The following is a 23,535-nucleotide window of genomic DNA, read 5'->3' on the forward strand; positions in this document are numbered from 1 at the left end:
TAACCCTTAAGCCGAATTCTTTCACAAACAATTACACGCATTTAAGCATAATCGGGTGACGTCGATGCATTTTGCACCATTTTTAACGCCAAATTGAACTCAGTTCAATGCCGACAAAAAACAAAAAGGCCCGTCATGCATAGTACATGCGGGCCTTTTTAGCTTGATATAATCAAATTCGATATAGGATGATTACTTGAAATCAGCGTATGGCGTTAATGGCTGCGGTGGCAGATCCATATCACCTTGCCAGCCAGCCGCCGAATAGCGGACATAAATCAAACCGTGACTCGGGGTATAATCTTTCGCTTCCTGAATATCTACACCCGCACCGATAAACCAGTTCGAAGTCACTCGGCGCTCAACAATCGCTCGTAGGGTATAACCTACGCCGCTGCTGCTGCTGCCGCTATCCGTATCATATTTATCCGTGTATTTGTTGTTCGCTTTGTCCGGCGCAGGGATCAGACTTTTAATCGGGTAACGATCGACGGTGTCGGTTTTCGAATGCGACCAAGACACCGAACCACCCAATTCCCAAGACCAGTTTTCGGTACGTTGGCGATAGTTCACTGGTACACCAAAGGAAACGTATTCCTGCGGGCTATAGTAACCACCTTGCCCAAGCGTATATCCGCTCAAATCCTTATCGTAGTGCCAAATCATATTGCTCAGGCCTACGGTCACACGGCGGTTATTTTCGTTGATCAGCTTGTAATAGTACCCCGCCATCCAACGTACGCTGCTGTTATCAGCAACGTTTTTCCCTGTCAGTTGATCGGCGCTCAAATCAGCCCAAACACCATGCGCTTCGCCGCGATCGTAGCTGCCGCTGATCCCCAAACCGGTACGACGTACACCGCCCCATGTAATGCCAGTTTGATCGTCTTTTTGGCCACCGAACGCCAACAATGAACTTGATATCGGGCGACGATGAGCATTCACCGTCCAGCCAATATGGTTCCAGTCATTGCTATAACTCAGCCCACCGACCCAGTCCACCACGTCGAAGCCCATTGGGGTGGTACCGAAATCCCCTTCCCAATGGTCATTTTTCCAACCAGCGGAGAGACTCGCACCCGTTGAGTTTTGGCTATTACCGGGCTTACAGCCGTTAACGTAGCAGGTACCAAATTTCTCTTTGTAAGCCCCACCTTTAAAGGAACCCTCCTGCATATTTACCACATCGGTACGCAGGAACATCCGCCCATCGTAGAGCGGCGCATCCATCTGCAGCATGGTGGTATTAGCTGTTAAATCGGAGTAGCCACCGGTACCGCTAGAACTCGCATAGTCATGATCCAGCGTGACATTCACATCCTGCTGTCGATACAAATCAGCCGCATCGGAACGTACGCCACGCTTGAGCCAATCGTCTTTTTCATCGTTACGCGTTAGACGAGTGAAAGTATCGTTATCCTGTGGTTTGGTTGGCGCAATGCCAGAGGACACCATCGCATCACGGTAATAATCGAGCGCTTTATCGGGGTTCCCTTGCTTTTGTTCAAAGCGAGCCGCGTCGCGCATCACCAGCGCACCGTCCTGCCCAGGTTCTTTGGCCGCCTGCGGAGTAATACGATCAAAGATCGCCTGCGCTTTCGCCATATCCCCCACGGATGCCCAAGCCCCCGCCACGCGGCGTTCGGTATTCATGCTTGGCGCTTCGGTCGGTTTAACCTGCTGCAATGCCTGTAGCTGAGTGCGGGCTTGTTCAAGCTCACCTTGCGCAACGAAGGCTTCAATTTCGCCTAGATGAGCAGAATCATTATCGGGCTCGCGTTTTAGCACGTCGCGATAACCCGCCAGCGCCGCGTCATAATCTTCGCGCTCTAATGCCCAATCGGCGAGCGTTAAATCAACGCGTGTATTGGCTGGCTGTTGACGTAGGTAAGCAATCGCTTCGTCTTCATGCCCCGCATCACGCAGGTCTTGGGCTTTTTTGAGCGTTTCGCTGAAGTGCAAGCGGTCAGAAAGCTCACGGATATTGGCATCCCACTTCGCCTGTGGTAATCCATCAACCTGCGCTAATGCCGCCCGATCGCGATCGGTACCCGAAAGATAAAGCGCGTGTGCATAAACCTGCTGAGGATCGCCAGGAAGCTGCTGTGCTAAGGCATTGAAAGTGCGGTCGGCTTCGTCGGTGCGGCCAGCCGCATGTAGGTCTTTAGCAAGACGGTATGTCAGCCATACGTCATTGGGCGAAAGTTTCAGCGCCTGTTGTAGCTTATCTGCCGCTCCAGCCCACTGTTGTTGCTGTTCAAGAGCCTGTGCTTGCTGCTGCAAGACGTCACTTTGAATGCTGTTTATAGCACTCTGCATCGCCTTACGCTGGCTACGCGGCAACTGATCCAGATAGGCCATTGCCTTCTCGGGTGACTGGCGTTGGTAAATGTTCACTAACCCACGCACCGCGCTGCTGTTTGTTGAGTCGAGGCGCAGTGCCTGCTGATACAATCGCTCTGCACCCGCATCATCTTTACGTGCAACCGCGACATCAGCTAAACCAAGCACGGCATAGCTATCCGTATTATCGATCCCACGCGCCTGCTGATATTTTTGCTGCGCAACATCCAACTGATTGGCCTTCAGCGCTTTATCGCCAGACTGGATTGCCAACCAATACTGATTACTTTTAATTAAGCTGACCCACTTATCGCGGTCATATCCGGTTGGATCGGCTTTTAACGCACGTTGGAAATACTCTAACGCTTTTGCACGGTTATCCTGTCGCGCATAGGCCTGACCCAGCGCGCCTAGCACGTCGGAATCATTTGGGCTTGATGCCAATGCCTTCTGCAACTCAGGGATCGCCACCCCACCTTTTCCAGAGTCAACCATCGCCAAGCCGCGTGAGCGGGCAACAAAAGCAGGATCGGAGAGTAATTTTTGCTGATCGTCCAACTTCTTACGCGCTTCCACAGTGGAAGGATCTTGCGCGAAAATAACCAGATAACGCTGCAAAGCCGCAACGCTTTGTTCACCGACTGGAATACGGTTAATCTCAGCCATCCACAGATCTGCGGCGTCTCCGCGCGTGTTACTGTCCGCCGCCATTTTCTCTAGCACCGCATAAGCTTTCTGCGTTTGGTTAGTATCCAAAAGCATGCCTGCCAGCGCTTTGCGCAACTCACCATTACCCGGATTGGTTTGTCTCAACGCTTCCAGCTTGGCAATAACGTTGTTTTCTTGACCCGGCTGACGCGCAACAACGCGCAGATATTCCACCGCTAAATCAACGGTCGGCGGCGTACCTTCAAACAATTTATCATAAGCGGCCACCGCCTCAGGAACATGGCCTGCGGTCGCTAATAAACGCGCCTGCTGTAGCTGTTGACGGCCTTCCGGCGTCGTCAATGCCATATTCAGCTTGGCCTGCTTGTAGGCCTCTGAATTCGGTGCCTGCGCTTTCAATTTATCTAGCTGCTGTTGCGCAACCTGCTGATCGCCTTGACGCAACGCCAAGCGCATACGCGCCGCCATCACGTCGGGATTATTAGGATCCATCAGCTCTAAGCGATACAGCGATTGCGTGACCAAGTCATCACGGTGGCTGGCTTCGCCCACGCGAATTTGCTCGAGCAGCCACTGTTCAGGCGAAACCGCTGCATCTGCGGCAACGCCGGCACCAGACAGAGAGGCGAGAGATAAACCGATCGAGAGACTCAACCCGCTTAATGAGAAGTTGCGGTACTTGCGCATGTGCTGCTGTCCCAGTGAGGTAAAAGCTCACCTTTTAAATTAAAACGAAAACGTTGTTGGTCCCATCCTTGGCCAAAGAGCGTTAATACGTAGCTGTAATAAGCATCATTGCCCAGCGGATTATCTTGTACCCGTTGGCGCTGAACCGCTTGCGCATCAGAACCGGCAAGGAACGGCAGCAATGCCGCTGAAAAACCTGAATTGCCATACCCTGATGCTTTGCCCGTCGCAACATCGACTTTTTCTGGTGGATATCCAAGCTCGGCGGTCATCGCCGCCATTGGCTGCCACTGCTTAATCAACGCGGCTTTGTTAGGATCGTTATCGGCCATCATGCCCGCCCACAGATAAACACGGATCGCGTCATAGCCGCTGACGTTAGGCTTATCCGGCGTGGGTTCCCAGCCTTTGTCTTTACGCCAGTCTATCCAGTCTGGCACAAACCCTTTCGGTGAACTCTCCAGCAACAGACGCTGGTTATTCTTATGCAGCGCGGCCCAAGGCCCATGAAAACCCGCCATGCGAGCCATCAGCTGCGGCGGTAAATAGCTTGGGTTAACGGTCCATACCGGTGCATGCGCAAAACCGACGCGCCCTGGCAACAACATTTCGCCAAACCCTGGCAACTCAGCCACTTCCTCACGCGCGATACGCTGAAGCAGCAAAACACCTAGAGATTGATAGCTGCGCACCTTCCATAAACGGCCCGCTTCCATCAGCGAATAGGCAATCCACAGATCGGAATCCGAAGCCGAATTAGTGTCGAGAACGCCCCATTCCTGCTTGCCGTTTTTATCTTTCTCTTTCATACCCCATAGCCAAGCGGGTAAGCGAGCGCTCAGATCGCCCTGCGCTAAATTGTTCTGCGTCCATTGCAGAATATTTTCAAACGTAGGCCGGTCATTTGCGACCAGAGCGAAGAATAAGCCATAGCTTTGGCCTTCAGAGGTGGTAATTTTTTTCGGGCTGCTGGTGTCGATCACCCGCCCTTGTTCACTAATATAGTGCTGTTTGAACTGCTGCCACTCAGGCCAATCGCAACTAGCAGCGGCCTGAGTGCAAAAACTCAGCAGGAGCAGACACAGCGCAACCGCGCTGAATCTCGGCTCATGTCGTCCCCCTACACAGGGGGACTGAGTGAAAAACCTAAACATCATTAATCACGCTCATCAGGAGATAAACGGCGACGACGTAAGATCCGTAGCAGACGCCATAGCACGATGGCCAACAGCACGACGCTCACCGCTGATAACACGGCAACCAGAATCGGATGCGTCGAGAATACATGCCACAGACGTTCCCACCACGGCAGATGACCCACGTAGTAAACATCGCCCACGCGCAAACTGTTCACGCCAGACTCACGGATGACCACAACAGAACCTGACATTGAGGCTTTCTTACCGCTGTCGATCATCGCGTCATTAAGCAGGCTATAGCCACGTGGGCTGTCTGCCAGCAAAGCAACAATGCTACGCTGATCGTGATACGGAGACTGGAAGCCAATCACCGCAGCCATAGCACCTTCAGAGCGAATAGTCGTCTGAGAGTCAGGCTTCATCGCAGAGGCTTCTGGCATGATGGTATCGAGGTTTGGTCGACGCATCGGCATTTTGATCCAACTTTCCGTTGCATCCACCAGCAGGTCGATTTTGTCATCCTGTTTGAGTGCATCAGGAATTGAGCCAATCAGCAGCACATCGGTATCTTTATCTTTCACCTGTGCCCAATCATCGGTCAGCGATACATTCAGCGCAGGGAAACCGGTTTGAGCACCAATGCTGCCCAATGCGTTTAGCATGGCCGTGACTTGAGCCGGCGTAGATTGTTTACCCACAACCACTTCAGTTTCTGACAAATCGGCTAAGCGACTGAACGGGAAGCCGGCGTTGGCGAACGAACGTAAATCCGGCATCGCCATAAAGTGACGGTAGCCTGAGAAGTCGATGGTTGAAGTGCCGTCAATCGCCACCGTATTAGGAACTGGCTGTGAGGTCACACAGTTATCCACTGAACCGCCGGAAATGGGATTCGCGTAGTCAAAATCAAAGCGCAGCTGGTTACTTGCACCCAGTTTCAAGGCCGGAATAGCCACATCGGTATTTTTATCAATCAGCCCTTGGAACAGCGGCAAGCGCATCAACAATGCGCCTTTATCTTGCTCAGGCACCAGATTGAACGATTGAATAAACTGGTTGTTCAGGCTGATCCGCATGCGGGAGCCGTCTTCAGCCGCGGGCGACGTATAACGGTACTTCATACGCATATCAATGCCGGTACTGCGGATCAAGAACAGGTCTGGCGGCAAGTTTAGCGTCACGCTAATCGGCGACGGTTCTAAACCTGTCGATTGCAGCTGCTCTGCATAGGTCTGTAGCTCGGAGAACGTCATTGGGCGGTCGGTACGCACCCAGTTTGGCGCATCGTATGGCACGCGAGGTGCCAGCGTTTTAACGCCCTCTACCTCAACGCTATCACCACGGAACAGAATGTTACCCTGCGCAATACCGCGCACCGCCGTCATCAGGTCTTTATCATCACGACCCAACACCAGCAGCAATTTCACATACGGGTTATCTGGGCGACTGATCATCTCAACCACAGGCCCATTCACAGCCGGATAATCGCGCAGGAAATCAGGGCGCTTATCGTTGGTCGCAAATACTACGCCGTGTTTTTCCGGCAGCTGGTTAAACAGAACAGGGAAGTTTTGCCCACGCCACTGCGCTTTGCTACCAAACCAAGATGCCAGCACGCCCGCAGCGCGTTGTTCTGACAAGTTAGGCTGACCGGCAAAGACGATAGGCAGCGTTAGCGCACTATAATCGCGAGCATCAAAGAAAGGCTCAGGGAAATGCGACAAATCATTTTTCAGCGGCAACCCTTGGTAGGTCAGACTGATGGAGCTGTTTTTGCCCACATCCAGCCAGAGGGCGGTACTCGCTGGGTTCTCACAAACGGCACGATAGTGACCAACAAACTCCAGACGCACGCGGTTAAAGTCGCTGATGTAGCGAGAATCAATCGGTACCTGTGCGCTGTTTTTCTTACCCAACTGCTCTTTCGCAATCGGCAACACGCCCATGAGTTCATCGTTAAGAAAAACTTTTACCTGAGACTCTACGGGGAATAGCGCAGGCGACGGCGTAAACTCTAAGTTCAGCATCGCATTCGATACCACTTCATCGCTACGCACGCCAAATTCAAACTGTCCGGTAGGATCTACGCCGCGCAAATGCATACTGCCCGGTGCCGGTGCGATCTTAGCGAAGGTTAAGTTAACGTCACGCGTCGGGATCCCAACGACCTGAGGTGCTGGCGCGGCGGGATCGGTCAATGCGGTCGTAGCGGCATTTGTTGTCGCCACATTTTCTGGTTCGGTTACAGGAGACACCGGCTCAGCATGCACCAAGGTGCTAATACCCAATGCCACAGCAGTTAGCCAAAATATTTTTTTATTCATCGCATTATCATCATGTTGAGCCAATGTCTGAGTCACCACTTTACTCTTCGTATCTCATCGCCCAGAGTCTCCGCTGCGCCTTGAAATCGATGAATAAAGAAAAGTCCCGAAACGCTTATTATTTTTTCCTGCCTACTTAAGCTCTGCTCACCCCACGTGGAATAAACGAAACCGTCCACGCAACCAGAGTGGTAAATCCAACAAACACACTACGTAAAATCGGCGGTGCATAGTCGGCAAGGCTTTGGTATCCACGGAAGCCGAGTTTCAAAATATCCACCAAACTCTCTACCGGTTTGTCTTCTGCAAAACTGTCTTGCCACAGCGCCCAAGTATCTGCGCGGGCAAACGTACACTGAATAAACTCAATGTGCTGGGCTACGCTCATGTTATCCATACGCAAACCGGCTTTTTGTCCGAAGACTCGCGTAACCTTAGCTGGGAAGGAATATTCCTGCTGTCCACGCTTTAGCATCAGCGTAATGTTCTCACCATCCTGCAACACATTGCCTGAGCGTAGCTCAATTCCCACACCGCCATCAGAATAGTCACGCAGCGTACAAGGGAAAATATGGCCGTCTTTTCGCGCAATTGCGGCAGGCATCGCAATTTCGACACGGTGAGACTGGCGAACCTGCTTAGTTTCAACCGATACCGCCACGGCACCGCCTAAAATGACCATGTTGTAGAACACCCACACCATACTCATCGCCACCGTCCAGATTTCATCTTCTGGCCCGAATGACATGCGCCAAATTCCCAGTATCAGCCCGGCAAAGTTCAGCAGAACCAAAATCAGATACGGACGAGTAATTACCCAGTCGACGTGCTGATGCTCAACCAAGCCACCTTTAGCAGTAACGTTAAACTTCCCTTTATGCGGATTAAATAGCGCCACCGTAGTGGGACGTGCGATGTACCACGCCAGAACCGTTTCGTATATTTCACTCCAAAACGAATGGCGGTATTTGCCTTGGATTTTTGAGTTGGTCAGGCTGGAATGCACAATGTGTGGAATAACATACAAAGCGATAGCCAGCGCCGGAGCAAAAATGATGTAGGCGTGCATCAGTAAGAACGCCAACGGTGCGGTTAAGAAAATAAGCCGCGGGATACCCGATAAGAAATGCAGCATGGCGTTGGCATAACAAATACGCTGCGCCAGCTTCAAACCTTTGCCAAACAACGGGTTATCCAAACGGAAAATCTGCACCATGCCGCGCGCCCAGCGAATACGCTGACCAATATGCGCCGACAAACTCTCCGTGGCTAAACCCGCCGCCTGTGGAATTCGAATATAGGCCGACGTCCATCCACGACGGTGTAAACGCAAAGAGGTATGCGCATCTTCCGTCACGGTTTCAACGGCGATCCCGCCCACCTCATCCAACGCTGTGCGTCGTAATACGGCACAAGAGCCGCAGAAGAAGGTCGCATCCCACATATCGTTACCGTCTTGCAGCAAACCATAGAACAGAGTGCCTTCATTCGGCGTGCGACGGAAACGACCAAGGTTACGTTCAAAAGGATCGGGGGAGAAAAAGTGGTGCGGCGTCTGCATCATGCCGAGCTTTTTGTCTTTAAAGAACCAGCCCAGCGTTAACTGTAGGAATGAACGCGTTGGCACGTGGTCACAGTCAAAAATCGCTACAAACTCGCCGGTCGCCTGCTTCAGAGCGTTATTGATATTCCCAGCTTTAGCATGTTCATGCGTTGTACGAGCAATATATTTAACCCCTACCGTTTCCGCGAATTCACGAAACTCTTCGCGGCCACCGTCGTCCAACAGCCAGATATTCAGCTTTTCTTTCGGCCAGTCAATACCCAACGCCGCGTAGATCGTTGGTTTAACTACGCTCATATCTTCGTTGTAGGTTGGCACCATGATATCGATAGTCGGCCACGACTTAACGTCCTCCGGCATCGGTGCCGGTTGGCGATTAAGCGGCCAGATGGTTTGGAAATACCCCAGAACCAACACTACCCACGCATAGGTTTCTGCGGCCAACAACAACAGCCCGCAGATTAAACTGACCGGATCGTCCCAGTTTAGCGTTGAGGTATAGCGCCACCAGATATAACGGCAGGAAACGGTTAACGACAGCACAATCATCATCAGTGACGAGAACCGCCCAGGAATACGCCGCACCACCATGGCAATGCCCCACAGCAGCAGTACGAAAACAAACTGGGAACTTAAATCAAACGGCTGCGAGATACATAACAACGCGAGGATAGTAGAGAAAACGCACATCACGCCTAAAATAATACGCCGAACGCCCTGCCCTAAACGGTTAAAGGCCTCTTCAGACTCTTCCGCACCGTGTTCCTGTACTTTATCAGGCAGACTTTTCAGCCAGTCATGATAGCGATTGTGCAAACCTTTAAAACGCTCACCTAAGCCATAGTTTTTTACCGAGCGATGCGCTGAGAACACGATCAACCACAGGGACTGAATGGCATAACGAACGATATCTAACGGGCGTGGGCGCTGTGCATCAATATGGGGGAAAAGCGTGGTTTGCTGGCTACGGATCTGCTGCCAGCGCGGGGATTCCAGTTTTAGAAAGAACCATGCCATGGCCAACCAAAAACAGCCCAACGCCGCGCCTAAAGGGGAGGCCTCGTTATACTGGCGGTATTGACGATAGCGATCGGCCAACGCCTGACGCGCTGGCGTCATTAGAAACAGATCGAGTATCCATCTCATAACGCCGACCCATCAGCAACGTTGCCATCGGCATCAAAATGCAGCAAACACCAGTTAGCCAACGTCATAATTTCTTCGGTTGCCAGCGAGTGCGGGTAATACTCACCCACCGGTTGCTTGGCGGCGCTCGCCTCGGCCATCGCTTCGTCGCGGTGAATCACCATAGGCAACAGCGAAGGCAAACTTTGCAGCCATAGCTGATAAATATCTTCTTGCAGTTTACTGGTGGCGAGCAGCTGATTAGCGAGCAGGTACGTTCCCTGTGGCAACGCCTGCTGATGCAAACGCGTGTGGCAGTTGGTATCAGGAACAATAACGTTAATAACGCCATCGGCGAGAGAAGTGAAATGCTGTGTCAGCGGATGCATACCGTTTGGCACATCCAGCAAAATCCAGTTATAGCGGCCATTGGCACGCAATGCTGGAATGTTTTGCGCCCAGTGCGTCCAGCGATGTATGTCCGTGAAGAATTGCGCATGCTCATCGGCACTAATCTGTCCGAAAGGGAGAAAATCAAGCAGGTCGGTGTAACGCAGCGCCGCATCTTGCCAAGCCGTGCCATCAAATTCGGCACGCGCCCAACCGTTCGTGTGGGCGAAATCCGTATTGAAATGCATACGCAGCAAATTCGCAGGGGTGACGTCGATGACTAACACGGATTCGCCCAGTTGCTGCAATCCCCACGCTAACGCCGCGGTGATAGATGTGGTTCCCACACCTCCTCGCATTCCCTGCAAAGCAATAATTGCCATTACTTAGCGCTCCCTGCAAATTGCATCAGCTCCGCCAAAAGAGGCCAGCGGCGGATCACTTCATTCATATGTTCTTGCCTAGAGATATCTACATAGTCGATTTTAGGAATAGAAAATGCTTTGCTTAGGGCCGCAATATCATTTTGGAAAGTAAACGTAGGGCTATTCTCAATCGGATTATTTCTTTTATCATTCATTCTGCTATCCGTGAAAAATCGGCTATGGTTTATGATTATAGCTAGATAAAGAAAAGCTGTTGCTACAATATAATAGCGAGAACATATCAGTCTTAGTAATTTGTCGTGAATTATTTATAATGTTACATTCCTTTATGCTTTTTCGCTAGTAAACTGATGCTCCTGCAAATAAACGAAGTCACAGCAAAACAACGAGCAAAAGAATTTCGTGCAGCTAAGATAAATCTGTCCATTAGATAAAAACATCAGTTTTACTAGGTATAATCACATTCAGAGAAATTAAACTCTTATGGCGCTATCGTTTTCTCTTGGAGTTCATCAACTATGGGATGAGCTTCGCATTATGCAAGCTCCCGGCCTCTACTGGGTGAGCGCAGATCGCGAGGTTGATGCCAAAAGTTTTTGTCAGCAGGTTATCTCTAGCCAGCCAGCTGAAACACGCGCGGCGTTAATCAGCGTTAACCATCCTCCTCAGGATATCATCAGTGCCAACTACGCTCATGGCCCCGACAAGCTCCCTATCTATTCTCTGCCTGAAAATAAAAAAGCGTTATTCCAACTGACTGAAGATTTAATGCGCGGGTTGAACCCCAAAAATCGTCTGTTAGTGTTATTAACCCCTTCCAGTATTTGGGAACAGCTGCAACCTTATGAGCTAACCGACTGGATGAGAAATACTGCCCGCTGGTTGCGCCAACAAAACTGTACGTTATTGATTTTAGACTACGGAAAAAGCGCCAATAATCAAAGAGCAACGCTTCAGTCTCAACACCGTACGCTATGTGGCCTCGCGAGCCTACGATGGCTTCAGGATTTGCACCGTTATGACGTAGCGTATTGGTGTAACCAAAACGGTGTCACCGCGCAGCAAGACGTCAGCGTTTCTTTTGATGAGCAAGGCTGGCATGCGCAAGAAGATACGTCTCAGGCGCCACAACCGCGCAACGATGAACAGCTCTATCTAGCCCATAAAGGCGTGCTGGAAGGTGCTCCACCGCTGTCAGAAAATTGGCATCTGTTTGAGAGCAACCTAGCGCTATTTAATGCAGCCTATGCGGCACAAGCCTCAACGCTGGTGTTCCAGCTCTCGAACAGCGATCAGCTCGATGCTCTGGCGCGAAAAATTCATACTTTGCGCCGTCAGCGCGGCAAGATCATTAAGCTCGTTGTGCGTGAAAGCACCCCTTGCTTGCGTTTCAGCGATGAACGTTTGTTACTGGCCTGTGGTGCCAATCTGATTGTGCCGCATAATGCGCCGCTTTCACGCTGTTTGACCATGCTAGAAGGGATTCAGGGACAAACCTACCCACGCCATGTCCCTGCAGATATTAATCTGCTGATTGATGCAATGCGCCCGCTGAATTTGAAAGGGTATATTCCTTACAATCCTTTCTGCGAAACGTTGATGTCATTGATGAATAACGCATTATTACCAGAAGACAGCAAAGGAATTCTGGTGGCATTGCGCCCGGTGCCCGGACTTCGCGCCGAACAAGCTCTCACGCTATGCCGCGCTCGCCGCTTTGGTGATTTAGTCACTATTGATGAAAACCGGCTCACGCTGTTCCTTTCATCATGCAGAATCAATGACTTAGATGTTGCGCTTAAACACATATTTCCACTGCCGGTCGAAGAAGTTTTCTCCAACCGCATGGTTTGGTATCAAGACAAACTGATCATCATGGAACTGCAGCAGATGCAGCTTAATAAGCCATCAAACTGGCATCTTTCCGACCGGCTCGCGCCGTTGGTCGGCAATAAAAGCAGTCCGGTGGCCGAAGAGCGTCCACCTCGGCATTCACCGCAGCCAATCAGCTTATCTCTAGCCTTGGATCAGGAGCGTGCTGAATGATGAATGGGATGGATATACTGCAGCTTATCGTGCTTTGTGCGGTGATTTTGCTGCCATTAGGCTACTATTTGCGTAAAAAATTGCCGATGCTGCTTCAGTCAGTACGCCAAGTTTTATTTACGCCGCGCTATTTAAAATCCGAGGGGATCCTGCGGCGTAATACTCGTTTGCAACGTAACACTTCAGTCACGGTAGACCGTAAAAATGACCAAGAATAGTAATACCAAGAACAACATCGCGGACCTGTGGCACTACTGGCGTGGGCTAGGCGGTTGGAATTTCTATTTCCTACTTAAATTTGCCCTCTTGTGGTTTGGCTATCTCAACTTTGATGCACTTTCTAACCTGATTTTCCTCGCCTTTTTGCTTTTCCCGTTACCAAATGCCCGTTTGCACCGCTGGCGTAACTGGATTGCGATACCTATTGGTATTGGCCTGTTTTATCACGATACGTGGCTACCGGGTATCAACAGCATTATGAGTCAAGGCTCGCAGCTAGCGGGCTTCTCAGCGTCGTACCTTCTGGATTTGGTCAATCGCTTTATCAACTGGAAAATGATCGGTGCGGGCTTCGTAATGCTGGTCGGTTACCTGTTTATCTCACAGTGGATCCGCATAACGGTATTCGTGGTGGGTGCGCTCGTTTGGCTGAACGTGTTGCAAATAGCTGGCCCTGCTATCTCGTTAGTCCCTGATACTGCGAGTAATAACACCGCGACTGCACCGGCGGCAAACGCCAGCACGGGCTCTACGTCAGCCGCTGCAACAGGCGACCTGCCGGCACAAACGGCACCACCGGATAGCAAGAACTTGGCTGCTTATCTCGATGCCTTCTATGCCAGTGAAAAACAGCGCCAAACTCAGTTCCCAGCGGCGCTACCGACGGATGCACAACCCTTTGATTTGCTGATTATCAACATCTGTTCTTTAGCATGGTCTGACGTTGATTCCATTGGCTTACAGGATCATCCGCTGTGGAAACACTTCGATATCCTGTTCAAAAACTTTAACTCAGCCACCGCCTACAGTGGCCCAGCTTCAATTCGTTTATTACGCGCCAGTTGTGGACAGCCTTCGCATAAAGAACTTTATTCAGCCGCGGGGCAACAGTGCTATCTGATGGATAATTTAGCTAAGCTAGGCTTTGGTCAGAACCTGATTATGGACCACAGCGGTAAATTCGGTAACTACTTGGAAGACCTGCGTAAATATGCCGATTTGCAGCCACCGCTAGAGTCTCAGGCAGGGATTTCAAACGAGCTGACTTCCTTTGACGGCGAGCCCATCTTCAACGATCTCGAAGTGCTGCAACGCTGGGAGCAAACGGTTGAAAAATCAGGGGATGCGCGTACCGCAACCTTCTTTAACCTGATTCCACTGCACGATGGTAACCGAATGGTTGGCAGCAGTAAGGTTGCCGATTACAAACCTCGCGCTCAGAAACTGTTTGATCAGTTAGACACTTTCCTTACCCAGCTTGAGAAATCAAACCGTAAAATCATGGTTGTTGTTGTGCCTGAGCACGGTGCTGCCTTAGTTGGGGATAAAATGCAGATGTCTGGCCTACGTGATATCCCAAGCCCAAGCATCACTGACGTTCCCGTGGGCATCAAGTTTATCGGTATGAAAGCACCACAACCTACTGAAATCGTTGTCGATCAGCCAAGAAGCTATCTGGCACTTTCAGAACTGGTCGCTCGCTCCGTTGACGGTAAAATCTTCACCGAGGCAAGCGTAAACTGGCAGGATCTCTTGAAGGGATTGCCTCAAACCGCACCGGTTTCAGAGAACGATAATGCCATCGTTATTCAGTATCAGGGCAAGCCTTACATTCGCCTCAACGGCGGTGATTGGGTCCCTTACCCGCAATAATACACACTGTTAAATGGCTAAAAAGGCTCCCAAATGGGGGCCTTTTTTCTTACGTATATCTCTATAAAAAACATATTTATTCATTATGCCCATCTATGTTTACATATACAGGAAATATATCTTCCTCGAGTAGACGTTATTTTAATATGGATATTTTAATGCATCTTTAACCTAGCAATATATATCTGCAAATACACGTATCCTTAGAATAACGGCAACCGACAATTAAGGTTGGTATTATTAACATCCGTTAAGATATTTCTAATAAAGCAAAAGACTGCTATAGCGTTAGCAGACTAATACATCGGGTTTCTCTTTTTTTTGCATGCTAATAGTTACCTCCCGCACAGATTTACATATAAGAGTACGCCCATCCCATATACCTAAAAAAAAGAGCCTATATAGGCTCTTCAAATAAATATTTATATGGATAATCCGCTTTAGGCGCTCTGTGCAGCTTCATCCTGATCTACGGCAAAACAGGCAATAAGCTGATCGCCATACTGCTTAAGCTGTGGTTGTAGCTGCTTGCAGGTGCCAAACGCACGACTACAGCGAGCATTAAACGCACAGCCAGGAGGCGGATTCAACGGGCTCGGCAACTCGCCTGTCAGTTTGATACGCTCACGGCGCATATCGGGATTCAGGCGAGGCGTTGCCGACAGCAGCGCTTGGGTATAGGGGTGGCGTGGGTTATTGAACACCGCTTCCTTCGGCCCTTTTTCTACACAACGTCCCAAATACATCACGATGACCTCATCCGCAATATGCTCAACCACGGAGAGATCGTGAGAGATGAATACATAAGACAGCCCCATCTCCTGCTGCAAATCCATCATCAGGTTCAGAACCTGAGCGCGTACCGAAACATCTAGCGCAGAAACCGGTTCATCCGCAATCACAACGTCTGGGTTCAGCATCAGCCCACGCGCGATGGCAATACGTTGGCGCTGGCCACCAGAGAACATATGCGGGTAGCGATCGTAATGTTCGGTTTTCAACCCGACTTTCGCCATCATTGCCAACGCCTTTTCGCGCCGTTCGGCACCGCTAAGCTTGGTGTTAATGGTGAGAGGCTCTTCAAGAATTGCACCGACTTTCTTGCGCGGATTCAGCGAAGCATACGGGTTCTGGAAAACGATCTGGATTTTCTGGCGACGTAGCTTTTCCGCCGTGGCGTCCGGCTTTAATAAATCCTGCCCTTGGTAATACAGCTCACCGCCGGTAGGAATTTCAATCATGGTCAGCAAACGCCCCAGCGTGGATTTCCCACAGCCTGACTCACCCACTACCGCCAGCGTTTTGCCCCTTTCCAGCGTAAAAGAAACGCCGTCTAACGCTTTTACCAAACGTTCAGCGCCAAACATGCCCTTCTTCACCGGATAGTGTTTTTTCAGATCAATGGCCTGAAGCAGCGGTGCCTGTTTGTTCAATATTGCCTGACTCATAGTGTTGGCCTCCCCGCATCATCGAGCGGCGTGTGGCATTTCGCCTTACGTCCGTTGATATCCTTAAGTTCCGGTTCTACCTCACGGCACAAAGCCGTCGCATACGGGCAGCGTGGATTAAGCAAGCAGCCGTTAGGGCGATCATATTTGCCTGGAACAACGCCCGGCAGCGATGCTAAGCGCGCTTTATCGGCGGCAAACTCGGGCAATGCCCGCAGTAGAGCCTGCGTATACGGATGGCGTGGCGTGCGGAATATTTCCTGCGCCGTTCCGGCTTCAACCACCTGACCGGCATACATCACGATAATTTTATGCGCGGCTTCAGCTACCAGTGCTAAGTCATGCGTGATCAGCACCAGCGCCATGTTCTCTTTCTGCTGAAGATCCAGCAGCAGCTCAATAATTTGTGCCTGAATGGTGACGTCTAGCGCCGTGGTCGGTTCATCAGCAATCAACAGTTTTGGCCGACAGGCAATCGCCATCGCAATCATCACACGCTGGCTCATCCCACCGGACAACTGGTGCGGATACACATCCAAACGCGAGCCAGGATCGGGAATTCCTACCAGCGTTAACAGGTCGATGGCGCGCTGACGGCGCGTGCTTTTATTCCCGCCCTGATGCACCTTAAGCGCCTCCATAATCTGGAAGCCCACGGTATAGCAGGGATTCAGGCTGGTCATGGGATCCTGAAAAATCATGGCGACTTCCGCCCCCACGATTTGACGCCGCTCTTTCTCTGAAATTTTCTGTAAATCGATATTGTTAAAGCTCAGTCCGTTTGCCATCACGCGACCGGGAAAATCAATCAGCCCCATAATCGCCAGCGAACTCACTGATTTACCAGAGCCAGATTCCCCAACAATACCAATGACTTCACCCTGATTGACGCTGTAGCTGATACGATCTACGGCGCGAAACGGCGCGTTTTTTTCACCAAAGTGAACTGATAGCTCGTTAACTTCTAATAAAGCCATAATATTCTGCTCCCAAAAATCTACTGATGTTCTGTTGCCCAGTTTGCACTGGGCGATGTCAGTAGACTTTTACTGTTTCAAACGTGGGTCTAGCGCATCGCGCAACCCATCGCCCATCAGGTTAAATGCCAATACCGTCAGCAGGATCGCAAGGCCGGGGAAGGTCACAACCCACCACGCACTTTGCGCAAACTGCAATACGTCAGACAGCATGGTTCCCCACTCCGGCGTTGGCGGCTGTGCGCCCATACCGAGGAAACCCAGTGCCGCCATGTCGAGGATGGCATTCGAAAATCCTAACGACGCTTGCACGATCAAAGGCGCTAAACAGTTAGGCAGAATATTGATAAACATCTGGCGCATTGCACCTGCACCAGCCACGCGAGACGCGGTGACGTAGTCGCGGTTAACTTCCACCAGCACCGCCGCACGCGTCAAACGCACGTAATGCGGTAGGGCAACAAACGTCAATGCCAGCGAAGCATTAACGATTGAAGGGCCGAAGATAGCCACCAGCACTAAAGCCAACAGCAGGCTTGGCAACGCCAACATAATATCGACGACGCGCATAATGACGGCGTCAACCACGCCGCCGAAGTAACCCGCCAACAGGCCAAACACCACGCCGAGGATCAGCGACAAGACCACCACTAAACAGCCCACCAGCAACGACAGTCGCGCGCCATAAATCAGCCGCGATAGCACGTCACGGCCGACATCATCGGTACCGAGAATAAATTTCCAACTACCGCCGTCTTGCCAAACGGGTGGTTTAAGCAGCGCATCACGAAACTGCTCTGCGGGGAGATGCGGAGCCAACACATTGGCGCCGATCGCAAGAACTAACACGATAATGATATAAACCAACCCCACTACCGCGCCTTTGTTGCGCTTGAAGTAGTGCCAAAACTCCTGAAACGGCGTCATTGGTTTGGGCGCGCTCATTGCTGGGGACGTTGTTGTAACGTTAGACATCGTTGCGCCTCCTATTTCTTATGCCGAATGCGTGGATTGACGACGCCATACAGCACATCAACCAGCAGGTTGACCAAGATGATCATAATGGCCACCAACAGCACTCCGCCTTGCACCACAGGATAATCACGACGCTGCAATGCATCGATTAACCAACGGCCTAAGCCCGGCCAAGAGAAGATGGTTTCTGTCAGAATGGCACCCGCCAGTAACGTCCCTACCTGTAGACCAATCACCGTCACCACCGGCAGTAACGCATTACGCAGCGCATGCACAATGATCACTCGCATACGCCCTAATCCTTTGGCGCGCGCGGTGCGGATATAGTCTTCACTTAGCACTTCCAGCATGGAGGAACGCGTCATGCGCACAATCACCGCCAGCGGGATAGTACCCAGCACAATGGCAGGCAGGATCATATGCATGACCGCGTCTTTGAAATCGCCTGGCTCACCCCAAATAAGGGTATCTATCAGCATAAAGCCTGTGAGCGGTAAGCTATCATCAAGGAATACGCTGTCATCGATGCGCCCCGATACGGGCGTTAGATTGAGCTGCACCGACACCAGCATAATGAGCATGATCCCCCACCAAAAAATAGGCATGGAATAGCCCGTCAGCGAGATGCCTACTGCGGTATGGTCGAAAACGGAGCCGCGCTTCACCGCGGCTAATACGCCAACCGGTATACCCACGAGAATGGCAAACAGCATCGCGCAGATACCCAGCTCTAACGTGGCTTTGAAACGGGGCACAAACTCATCCCAAACCGGCGTGCGGCTTTTGAGTGAGGTGCCTAAATCACCGTGCAATACGTCTTTGACGTAGTGAAAATATTGTTGATACAGCGGTTTATCCAAGCCCATTTCCGTCATCATCTGAGCATGACGTTCGGCGGAGATCCCGCGCTCCCCTGCCATGATCGTGACCGGATCGCCGGGGATCATGTGAACAAAAGCAAACGTTAATAACGTTATGCCAATAAACGTTGGGATAACTAACCCCAAACGCCGGAGTATGAACTGCAACATATCCCGTACTCTCTATTTTTATGATGAAGCATTGCTCACAGTACAGCTACGACTAACAGAGACCCCACCCCAGCCCTCCCCTTCACAGAGGAGGGCGCAGATCGATAAAAATCACAATCGGCTCCTCCCCCTGACAAGGGGGAGGCTGGGAGGGTTAGCGGTAATTAGTCGAGAGACACCTGATCGAAGTGATGTTTACCCAATGGATCAACCACATAGCCTTTCACTTCTTTACGCACTGGCTCGTATACGGTGGAATGGGCAATGATCAGCGCAGGCGCTTGATCATGCATCACTACCTGAGCCTGCTTGTAAAGCTCGGTGCGTTTTTCGTGGTCGGATTCAGCACGTGCAGGCTGGATCAGATCTTCAAACGGCTTGTAGCACCATCTTGAGTAGTTAGAACCGTCTTTCGCCGACTGGCAGCTAAACAGCGTTGCGAAGAAGTTGTCTGGATCCCCATTGTCCCCAGTCCAACCCATCATCACGGTCTGGTGTTCACCGTCTTTCGCACGTTTCAGGTACTCGCCCCACTCATAGGTCACGATCTTGGCTTTCACACCGACTTTCGCCCAGTCAGCCTGAATCATCTCAGCCATACGGCGAGCGTTCGGGTTGTATGGACGCTGCACCGGCATTGCCCATAGGTCGATAGCAAAACCATCTGCCAGACCCGCTTCTTTCAGCAGTTCTTTAGCTTTAGCAGGGTCGTAAGCGTAATCGGTGATCTTGTCGTTGTAGCTCCACATGGTTGGTGGGATCAGGTTTTTCGCAGGCTGGCCCGCTTTCTGGTATACCGCGTCAATAATCGCTTCTTTGTTCACCGCCATGGTCAGCGCCTGACGCACTTTCACATTATCCAGCGGTTTTTTCTCGACGTTAAACGACAGATAGCCGACGTTCAGTCCCGGTTGCTCCATCAGAGTAATGGATTTGTCTTGTTTCATGCGGTCAATGTCAGCCGGATTTGGATAAGGCATCACCTGACACTCATTCTTTTGCAGTTTGGCATAACGCACGGATGCATCCGGCGTAATGGAGAAGACTAAGCGATCGATTTTAGGCTTAGGTCCCCAGTAATCTTTGAACGGTTTGTAGAGGATTTTGGAGTCTTTCTGGTATTGCACCAGCTGGAATGGCCCAGTACCCAGTGGCTCAAGGTCAATCTTCTCAGGTGTACCGGCTTTCATCATCGCATCGGCGTATTCCGCAGACAGAATAGAAGCGAAGTCCATCGCTAGGTCAGCCAAGAACGGCGATTCAGGACGTGTCAGCTCGAAGCGAACGGTGTTATCGTCCACTTTTTCCACTTTGCTAATCAGCTCGCCCAGTCCCATCCCTTGGAAGTACTCATAGGTACCGCCAGAGACTTTGTAGTACGGGTTTTTATCATCTTTCTGACGCATGAAGGAGAACACGATATCGTCAGCGTTCAGATCGCGCGTTGGTGTAAACAGCTTGCTGCCCTGCCACTTCACGCCTTTGCGCAGGTGGAAAGTATAGGTTTTGCCATCTGGGCTAATATCCCATTTTTCAGCTAAGCCGGGCTCAATCTCGGTAGTACCGGTTTTGAACTCAACCAAACGGTTGTAGATCGGCACCGAGCTGGCGTCGTAGGTGGTGCCCGAGGTGAACAGCTGCGGGTTAAAGCCCTCAGGTGAACCTTCTGAACAATAAACCAGAGTTTTTGCCTGCGCACCGGCGGCCAGCGCCAGAGCAACCAGACCAATCCCCAACTTCAGCGCACCAATTTTCTTTCCACGGTGGGTGGAGGTTTTCTTATGAGAAGACATAACGCTTGGCTCCGTAGTGTGATGTGTGTGTTCTGCCAGATCTATTTTTTTATAGGCGATCCGTGCAGCTTTGGCTGACAGCCAAGGATAGGTGCAACCCGCATGCCAAAGAGAACGATTCTTCGGGGCCACATTGGGTAGCACTCGGAAAGGGATCCCAGTGTTAATCACCCACCTTATGCATACCAATTTCGCAAGTGTTTAAGGTGACGTCAATATAACCAAACGTGATTTACAAGGACTGTGATATACAGCATACAAACATTAAAGAAACGTATTGATAACATTTACAGGATTAAAATTTATGCTACCACGCAAATATCAGCTCATTTCACCATGTAACAAATCTTTAATAGAGAATACAGCTGCCAAACTTGCTGAAAAAATTCTCGCTAAATGATGAATATCTGAACAATTGAGTTTGTGATCTGCGTTATCAACAGGAGGAAATGCTGTGATCCGAGGTCCGATGCCCTGTTTCAGGGAGCCATTTTGGCCACTTCGCATCAAGTCAGGGCAGGTACGATCGCGTTATGATGGTGAAAACCGAGACTCAGGAGAGATAGCATGTCGATAGCAACATTTTCACGTTTAACGGCTCTGCTTGATGAGCATCAGGCTCGTTATCGCGTTGTGGAACACCCTATGGCGGGGAAATCTGAAGAAGTGGCAAAAATTCGCGGCACGCAGCTTGGGCAAGGTGCCAAAGCGTTAGTCTGTCATGTGAAGGGAAACGGTATTAAGCAGCATGTTTTAGCCATACTACCCGCCGACCAACAGGCCGATCTCAGCGCGTTAGCGCACGACATCGGTGGTACGCGAGCCTCATTAGCCAGCCCAGTGGAAGTCGATGCGTTAACCGACTGCGTATTCGGCGCGATCCCGCCTTTTAGCTTCCACCCAGACTTGTTATTAGTAGCCGATCCGCTGTTATTCCAGCGCTTTGATGAATTGGCATTTAACGCCGGTACGCTTGAGCGTTCTCTAATCCTCAACACCCAAGACTATCAGCGCATCGCTCAACCTAAATTGGTCGCATTTATTCGCACCGAATAAGGCTCGCGAAAACCTCCCCTTGTCGCTTTAAAGAACAAAGGGAGGTTTATGACGATTATCCGTTCACCGTGAGCTTAAACACGCTCATGCTTTGCATCAGGTTCCCGCTTTGCTCCTCTAAAGAACCGGTCGCAGCGGCAGACTCTTCCACCAGCGCCGCATTTTGTTGCGCCACCTGATCCATCTGTGAAATCGCCTGATTCACCTGTTCAATACCGCGGCTTTGCTCGTGAGAAGCCTCAGAGATCTCACTCATCAGCGCCGTTACCTGACGAATCTCCTTGGCGATATCAGCCATGGTATCGCCCGCATTAGTCACCATTGATGAGCCCTCTTTCACCCGACGAGCAGAATCTTCAATCAGCGTTTTGATCTCTTTGGCCGATTGAGCACTCCGCTGCGCCAAGTTGCGCACTTCACCAGCCACCACCGCAAAACCGCGACCTTGTTCGCCCGCGCGAGCGGCTTCAACGGCGGCGTTTAAAGCAAGAATGTTGGTCTGGAAAGCAATACCGTCAATCACGCTGATAATGTCGGCAATTTTCTGGGAACTGGTCGAAATTCCCTGCATGCGAGCAATGGCTTCACTTACGATTTCAGCCCCTTTATCAGCGGTATGAGAAACATTCCCTGCCAGTTGATTCGCCTGCTCGGCGTTGTCCGCATTCTGTTTCACCGTGGCGGTCAACTGCTCCATACTGGCGGCGGTCTCCTCCAACGAGGCAGCTAATTCTTCCGTATGCTGCGATAAGTTCCTGTTGCCTACGGTCAGTTCTTTTGCCCCCACATCAACCTGCATACTGGCATCACGTACCTGACTCACCGTATCTGCCAGCGATGTTTGCATGGTGAGCACGCGCCGCCCCAGCTTGGCAATTTCTGATTTGCCTTCACTCTCAAGATCCTGAGACAAGTCGCCACTGGCAATCAAAGAAACATGCCCGTCTAAACTTTCCAATGGATTCAGGATGATTTTGCGCAGCGCAACCCAGCACAGCGCGCCAATCAGCAACGAAAATGCGAAAGACACACTGATAATAATCAGGTCACGTTGGTAATCATGTTGCGCATCCGATAATGCCTTTTGGCCAACTTCATCGGCGAAGCCACGAAAATCACGCAGGTCCTGATCAAAATTGGCAGATAAATTGCGCAACTGATCTTCTAATAATGCGTAATAAGCCGCGCTATCGTTGGTTTTCAGCGCCTGTAGCATAGGACGCAGCGCCTGATTGACGTAAATTTGGTAGGTATTTTCCAGTTCGGCGCTCAGTTGCGCACCACGCGGCGTCAGTTTTTTCAGATCGGTAAATTTCTGCATGGATGCATCAGCTTCACCGATCAATTTCTCCGCTCGCTGACGGCTATCATCTGCCGCCGCTAGTTTACCCATCTCCATTTGGCGAACAGATAATGCCCCCGCCGTACGAGCCCGTAGCGTGGCATTAAAGCTTGCTGCCAGTGGGCTCAGCTCTTCAGCCTGCACCTGATTCACAACGGCCAGTCTTTGATTTATTTGGCGAACAGATTGAATGCCGATAATACTGATCATCAGCAGCAATAACGTATAAACAAGCATGATGAGTGCCAGCCCACTACGGACTGTCAGGTGTTTACTCATAATAGTCGTATCCCTAGGAATGAAAGAGCCTGCAAAAGAAGACATCAGATGTGGTATCTCTCTCAGCCAGTACAAAATGCCTCTCTCTA

Annotated in this window: 16 protein-coding genes; 4 read left to right on the forward strand and 12 right to left on the reverse strand. The window is 50.8% G+C overall.

Going from position 1 to position 23,535, the window contains the following annotated elements:
• Nucleotides 1–192: 192 nt before the first annotated feature.
• The 6 genes from bcsC to bcsR all read right to left on the reverse strand — a co-directional run bounded on the left by bcsC (nt 193) and on the right by bcsR (nt 10,821).
• A complete protein-coding gene (gene bcsC, locus RSC70_RS05015; protein WP_332541880.1) occupies nt 193–3,699 on the reverse strand; it encodes a cellulose synthase complex outer membrane protein BcsC in 3,507 nt (1,168 codons plus the stop codon).
• Nucleotides 3,672–4,856 carry a cellulose synthase complex periplasmic endoglucanase BcsZ gene (gene bcsZ, locus RSC70_RS05020; RefSeq protein WP_332541882.1) on the reverse strand — a complete coding sequence of 395 codons (1,185 nt, stop codon included), beginning with the start codon at nt 4,854–4,856 and terminating at the stop codon, nt 3,672–3,674. Before bcsZ ends, bcsC begins: the two co-directional genes overlap by 28 nt.
• Nucleotides 4,856–7,162 carry a cellulose biosynthesis cyclic di-GMP-binding regulatory protein BcsB gene (gene bcsB / locus RSC70_RS05025; protein WP_332541911.1) on the reverse strand — a complete coding sequence of 769 codons (2,307 nt, stop codon included), beginning with the start codon at nt 7,160–7,162 and terminating at the stop codon, nt 4,856–4,858. The genes bcsZ and bcsB overlap by 1 nt, the downstream gene beginning before the upstream one ends.
• 136 nt (nt 7,163–7,298) lie before the next feature.
• Nucleotides 7,299–9,872 (reverse strand): UDP-forming cellulose synthase catalytic subunit, encoded by a 2,574-nt coding sequence (gene bcsA, locus RSC70_RS05030; RefSeq protein ID WP_063586185.1) that lies wholly within the window; start codon nt 9,870–9,872, stop codon nt 7,299–7,301.
• On the reverse strand, nt 9,869–10,624 hold the full coding sequence (gene bcsQ, locus RSC70_RS05035; protein WP_040044435.1) for a cellulose biosynthesis protein BcsQ: 756 nt from the start codon (nt 10,622–10,624) through the stop codon (nt 9,869–9,871). Before bcsQ ends, bcsA begins: the two co-directional genes overlap by 4 nt.
• A complete protein-coding gene (bcsR, locus tag RSC70_RS05040; protein WP_025799534.1) occupies nt 10,624–10,821 on the reverse strand; it encodes a cellulose biosynthesis protein BcsR in 198 nt (65 codons plus the stop codon). Before bcsR ends, bcsQ begins: the two co-directional genes overlap by 1 nt.
• A 289-nt stretch (nt 10,822–11,110) precedes the next feature.
• Between bcsR and bcsE the strand changes: the two genes are divergently transcribed.
• Genes bcsE through bcsG form a run of 3 tightly spaced genes read left to right on the forward strand, consistent with a single transcriptional unit; the run spans nt 11,111 to nt 14,545 of the window.
• The gene (bcsE, locus tag RSC70_RS05045) at nt 11,111–12,673 is read left to right on the forward strand and encodes a cellulose biosynthesis protein BcsE (RefSeq protein ID WP_332541884.1); all 1,563 of its coding nucleotides are present in this window, start codon (nt 11,111–11,113) and stop codon (nt 12,671–12,673) included.
• Nucleotides 12,670–12,891, forward strand: coding sequence for a cellulose biosynthesis protein BcsF (gene bcsF, locus RSC70_RS05050; RefSeq protein WP_040044433.1), 222 nt, complete (start codon nt 12,670–12,672; stop codon nt 12,889–12,891). Before bcsE ends, bcsF begins: the two co-directional genes overlap by 4 nt.
• Nucleotides 12,878–14,545, forward strand: coding sequence for a cellulose biosynthesis protein BcsG (gene bcsG / locus RSC70_RS05055; RefSeq protein ID WP_332541886.1), 1,668 nt, complete (start codon nt 12,878–12,880; stop codon nt 14,543–14,545). The genes bcsF and bcsG overlap by 14 nt, the downstream gene beginning before the upstream one ends.
• 440 nt (nt 14,546–14,985) lie before the next feature.
• On the opposite strand, the gene dppF is transcribed toward bcsG, so the two are convergent.
• The 5 genes from dppF to dppA all read right to left on the reverse strand — a co-directional run bounded on the left by dppF (nt 14,986) and on the right by dppA (nt 20,769).
• Nucleotides 14,986–15,993, reverse strand: a complete 1,008-nt coding sequence (gene dppF, locus RSC70_RS05060) for a dipeptide ABC transporter ATP-binding subunit DppF (protein ID WP_038502544.1) — start codon at nt 15,991–15,993, stop codon at nt 14,986–14,988.
• Complete coding sequence (dppD, locus tag RSC70_RS05065) at nt 15,990–16,970, reverse strand: dipeptide ABC transporter ATP-binding protein (protein WP_040044431.1); 981 nt, start codon at nt 16,968–16,970, stop codon at nt 15,990–15,992. The genes dppF and dppD overlap by 4 nt, the downstream gene beginning before the upstream one ends.
• Nucleotides 16,971–17,039: 69 nt before the next feature.
• Nucleotides 17,040–17,945, reverse strand: a complete 906-nt coding sequence (dppC, locus tag RSC70_RS05070) for a dipeptide ABC transporter permease DppC (RefSeq protein ID WP_040044430.1) — start codon at nt 17,943–17,945, stop codon at nt 17,040–17,042.
• An 11-nt stretch (nt 17,946–17,956) separates the two neighbouring features.
• The gene (dppB, locus tag RSC70_RS05075; RefSeq protein ID WP_040044429.1) at nt 17,957–18,976 is read right to left on the reverse strand and encodes a dipeptide ABC transporter permease DppB; all 1,020 of its coding nucleotides are present in this window, start codon (nt 18,974–18,976) and stop codon (nt 17,957–17,959) included.
• A 164-nt stretch (nt 18,977–19,140) separates the two neighbouring features.
• Complete coding sequence (dppA, locus tag RSC70_RS05080) at nt 19,141–20,769, reverse strand: dipeptide ABC transporter periplasmic-binding protein DppA (protein WP_052439854.1); 1,629 nt, start codon at nt 20,767–20,769, stop codon at nt 19,141–19,143.
• Nucleotides 20,770–21,336: 567 nt separating this feature from the next.
• Between dppA and RSC70_RS05085 the strand changes: the two genes are divergently transcribed.
• Nucleotides 21,337–21,825, forward strand: a complete 489-nt coding sequence (locus RSC70_RS05085; RefSeq protein WP_282807565.1) for a YbaK/prolyl-tRNA synthetase associated domain-containing protein — start codon at nt 21,337–21,339, stop codon at nt 21,823–21,825.
• Between the two features lie 55 nt (nt 21,826–21,880).
• Here the strand turns inward: RSC70_RS05085 and RSC70_RS05090 are convergent, their stop codons facing one another.
• Nucleotides 21,881–23,446 carry a methyl-accepting chemotaxis protein gene (locus tag RSC70_RS05090; protein WP_332541889.1) on the reverse strand — a complete coding sequence of 522 codons (1,566 nt, stop codon included), beginning with the start codon at nt 23,444–23,446 and terminating at the stop codon, nt 21,881–21,883.
• Nucleotides 23,447–23,535: the final 89 nt, after the last annotated feature.

It is taken from the genome of Hafnia sp. (assembly GCF_036648275.1).
In the GTDB taxonomy this organism is placed as follows: domain Bacteria; phylum Pseudomonadota; class Gammaproteobacteria; order Enterobacterales; family Enterobacteriaceae; genus Hafnia; species Hafnia alvei.

What these genes read in the sequence shown, in the direction of transcription:
- dppA (WP_052439854.1), bottom strand. Translation starts at nt 20,769, where the DNA reads ATGTCTTCTCATAAGAAAACCTCCACCCACCGTGGAAAGAAAATTGGT.
- dppB (WP_040044429.1), bottom strand. Translation starts at nt 18,976, where the DNA reads ATGTTGCAGTTCATACTCCGGCGTTTGGGGTTAGTTATCCCAACGTTT.
- RSC70_RS05090 (WP_332541889.1), bottom strand. Translation starts at nt 23,446, where the DNA reads ATGAGTAAACACCTGACAGTCCGTAGTGGGCTGGCACTCATCATGCTT.
- bcsB (WP_332541911.1), bottom strand. Translation starts at nt 7,162, where the DNA reads ATGAATAAAAAAATATTTTGGCTAACTGCTGTGGCATTGGGTATTAGC.
- bcsG (WP_332541886.1), top strand. Translation starts at nt 12,878, where the DNA reads ATGACCAAGAATAGTAATACCAAGAACAACATCGCGGACCTGTGGCAC.
- bcsR (WP_025799534.1), bottom strand. Translation starts at nt 10,821, where the DNA reads ATGAATGATAAAAGAAATAATCCGATTGAGAATAGCCCTACGTTTACT.
- bcsF (WP_040044433.1), top strand. Translation starts at nt 12,670, where the DNA reads ATGATGAATGGGATGGATATACTGCAGCTTATCGTGCTTTGTGCGGTG.
- dppC (WP_040044430.1), bottom strand. Translation starts at nt 17,945, where the DNA reads ATGTCTAACGTTACAACAACGTCCCCAGCAATGAGCGCGCCCAAACCA.
- dppD (WP_040044431.1), bottom strand. Translation starts at nt 16,970, where the DNA reads ATGGCTTTATTAGAAGTTAACGAGCTATCAGTTCACTTTGGTGAAAAA.
- bcsE (WP_332541884.1), top strand. Translation starts at nt 11,111, where the DNA reads ATGGCGCTATCGTTTTCTCTTGGAGTTCATCAACTATGGGATGAGCTT.
- bcsA (WP_063586185.1), bottom strand. Translation starts at nt 9,872, where the DNA reads ATGAGATGGATACTCGATCTGTTTCTAATGACGCCAGCGCGTCAGGCG.
- bcsQ (WP_040044435.1), bottom strand. Translation starts at nt 10,624, where the DNA reads ATGGCAATTATTGCTTTGCAGGGAATGCGAGGAGGTGTGGGAACCACA.
- dppF (WP_038502544.1), bottom strand. Translation starts at nt 15,993, where the DNA reads ATGAGTCAGGCAATATTGAACAAACAGGCACCGCTGCTTCAGGCCATT.
- RSC70_RS05085 (WP_282807565.1), top strand. Translation starts at nt 21,337, where the DNA reads ATGTCGATAGCAACATTTTCACGTTTAACGGCTCTGCTTGATGAGCAT.
- bcsC (WP_332541880.1), bottom strand. Translation starts at nt 3,699, where the DNA reads ATGCGCAAGTACCGCAACTTCTCATTAAGCGGGTTGAGTCTCTCGATC.
- bcsZ (WP_332541882.1), bottom strand. Translation starts at nt 4,856, where the DNA reads ATGATGTTTAGGTTTTTCACTCAGTCCCCCTGTGTAGGGGGACGACAT.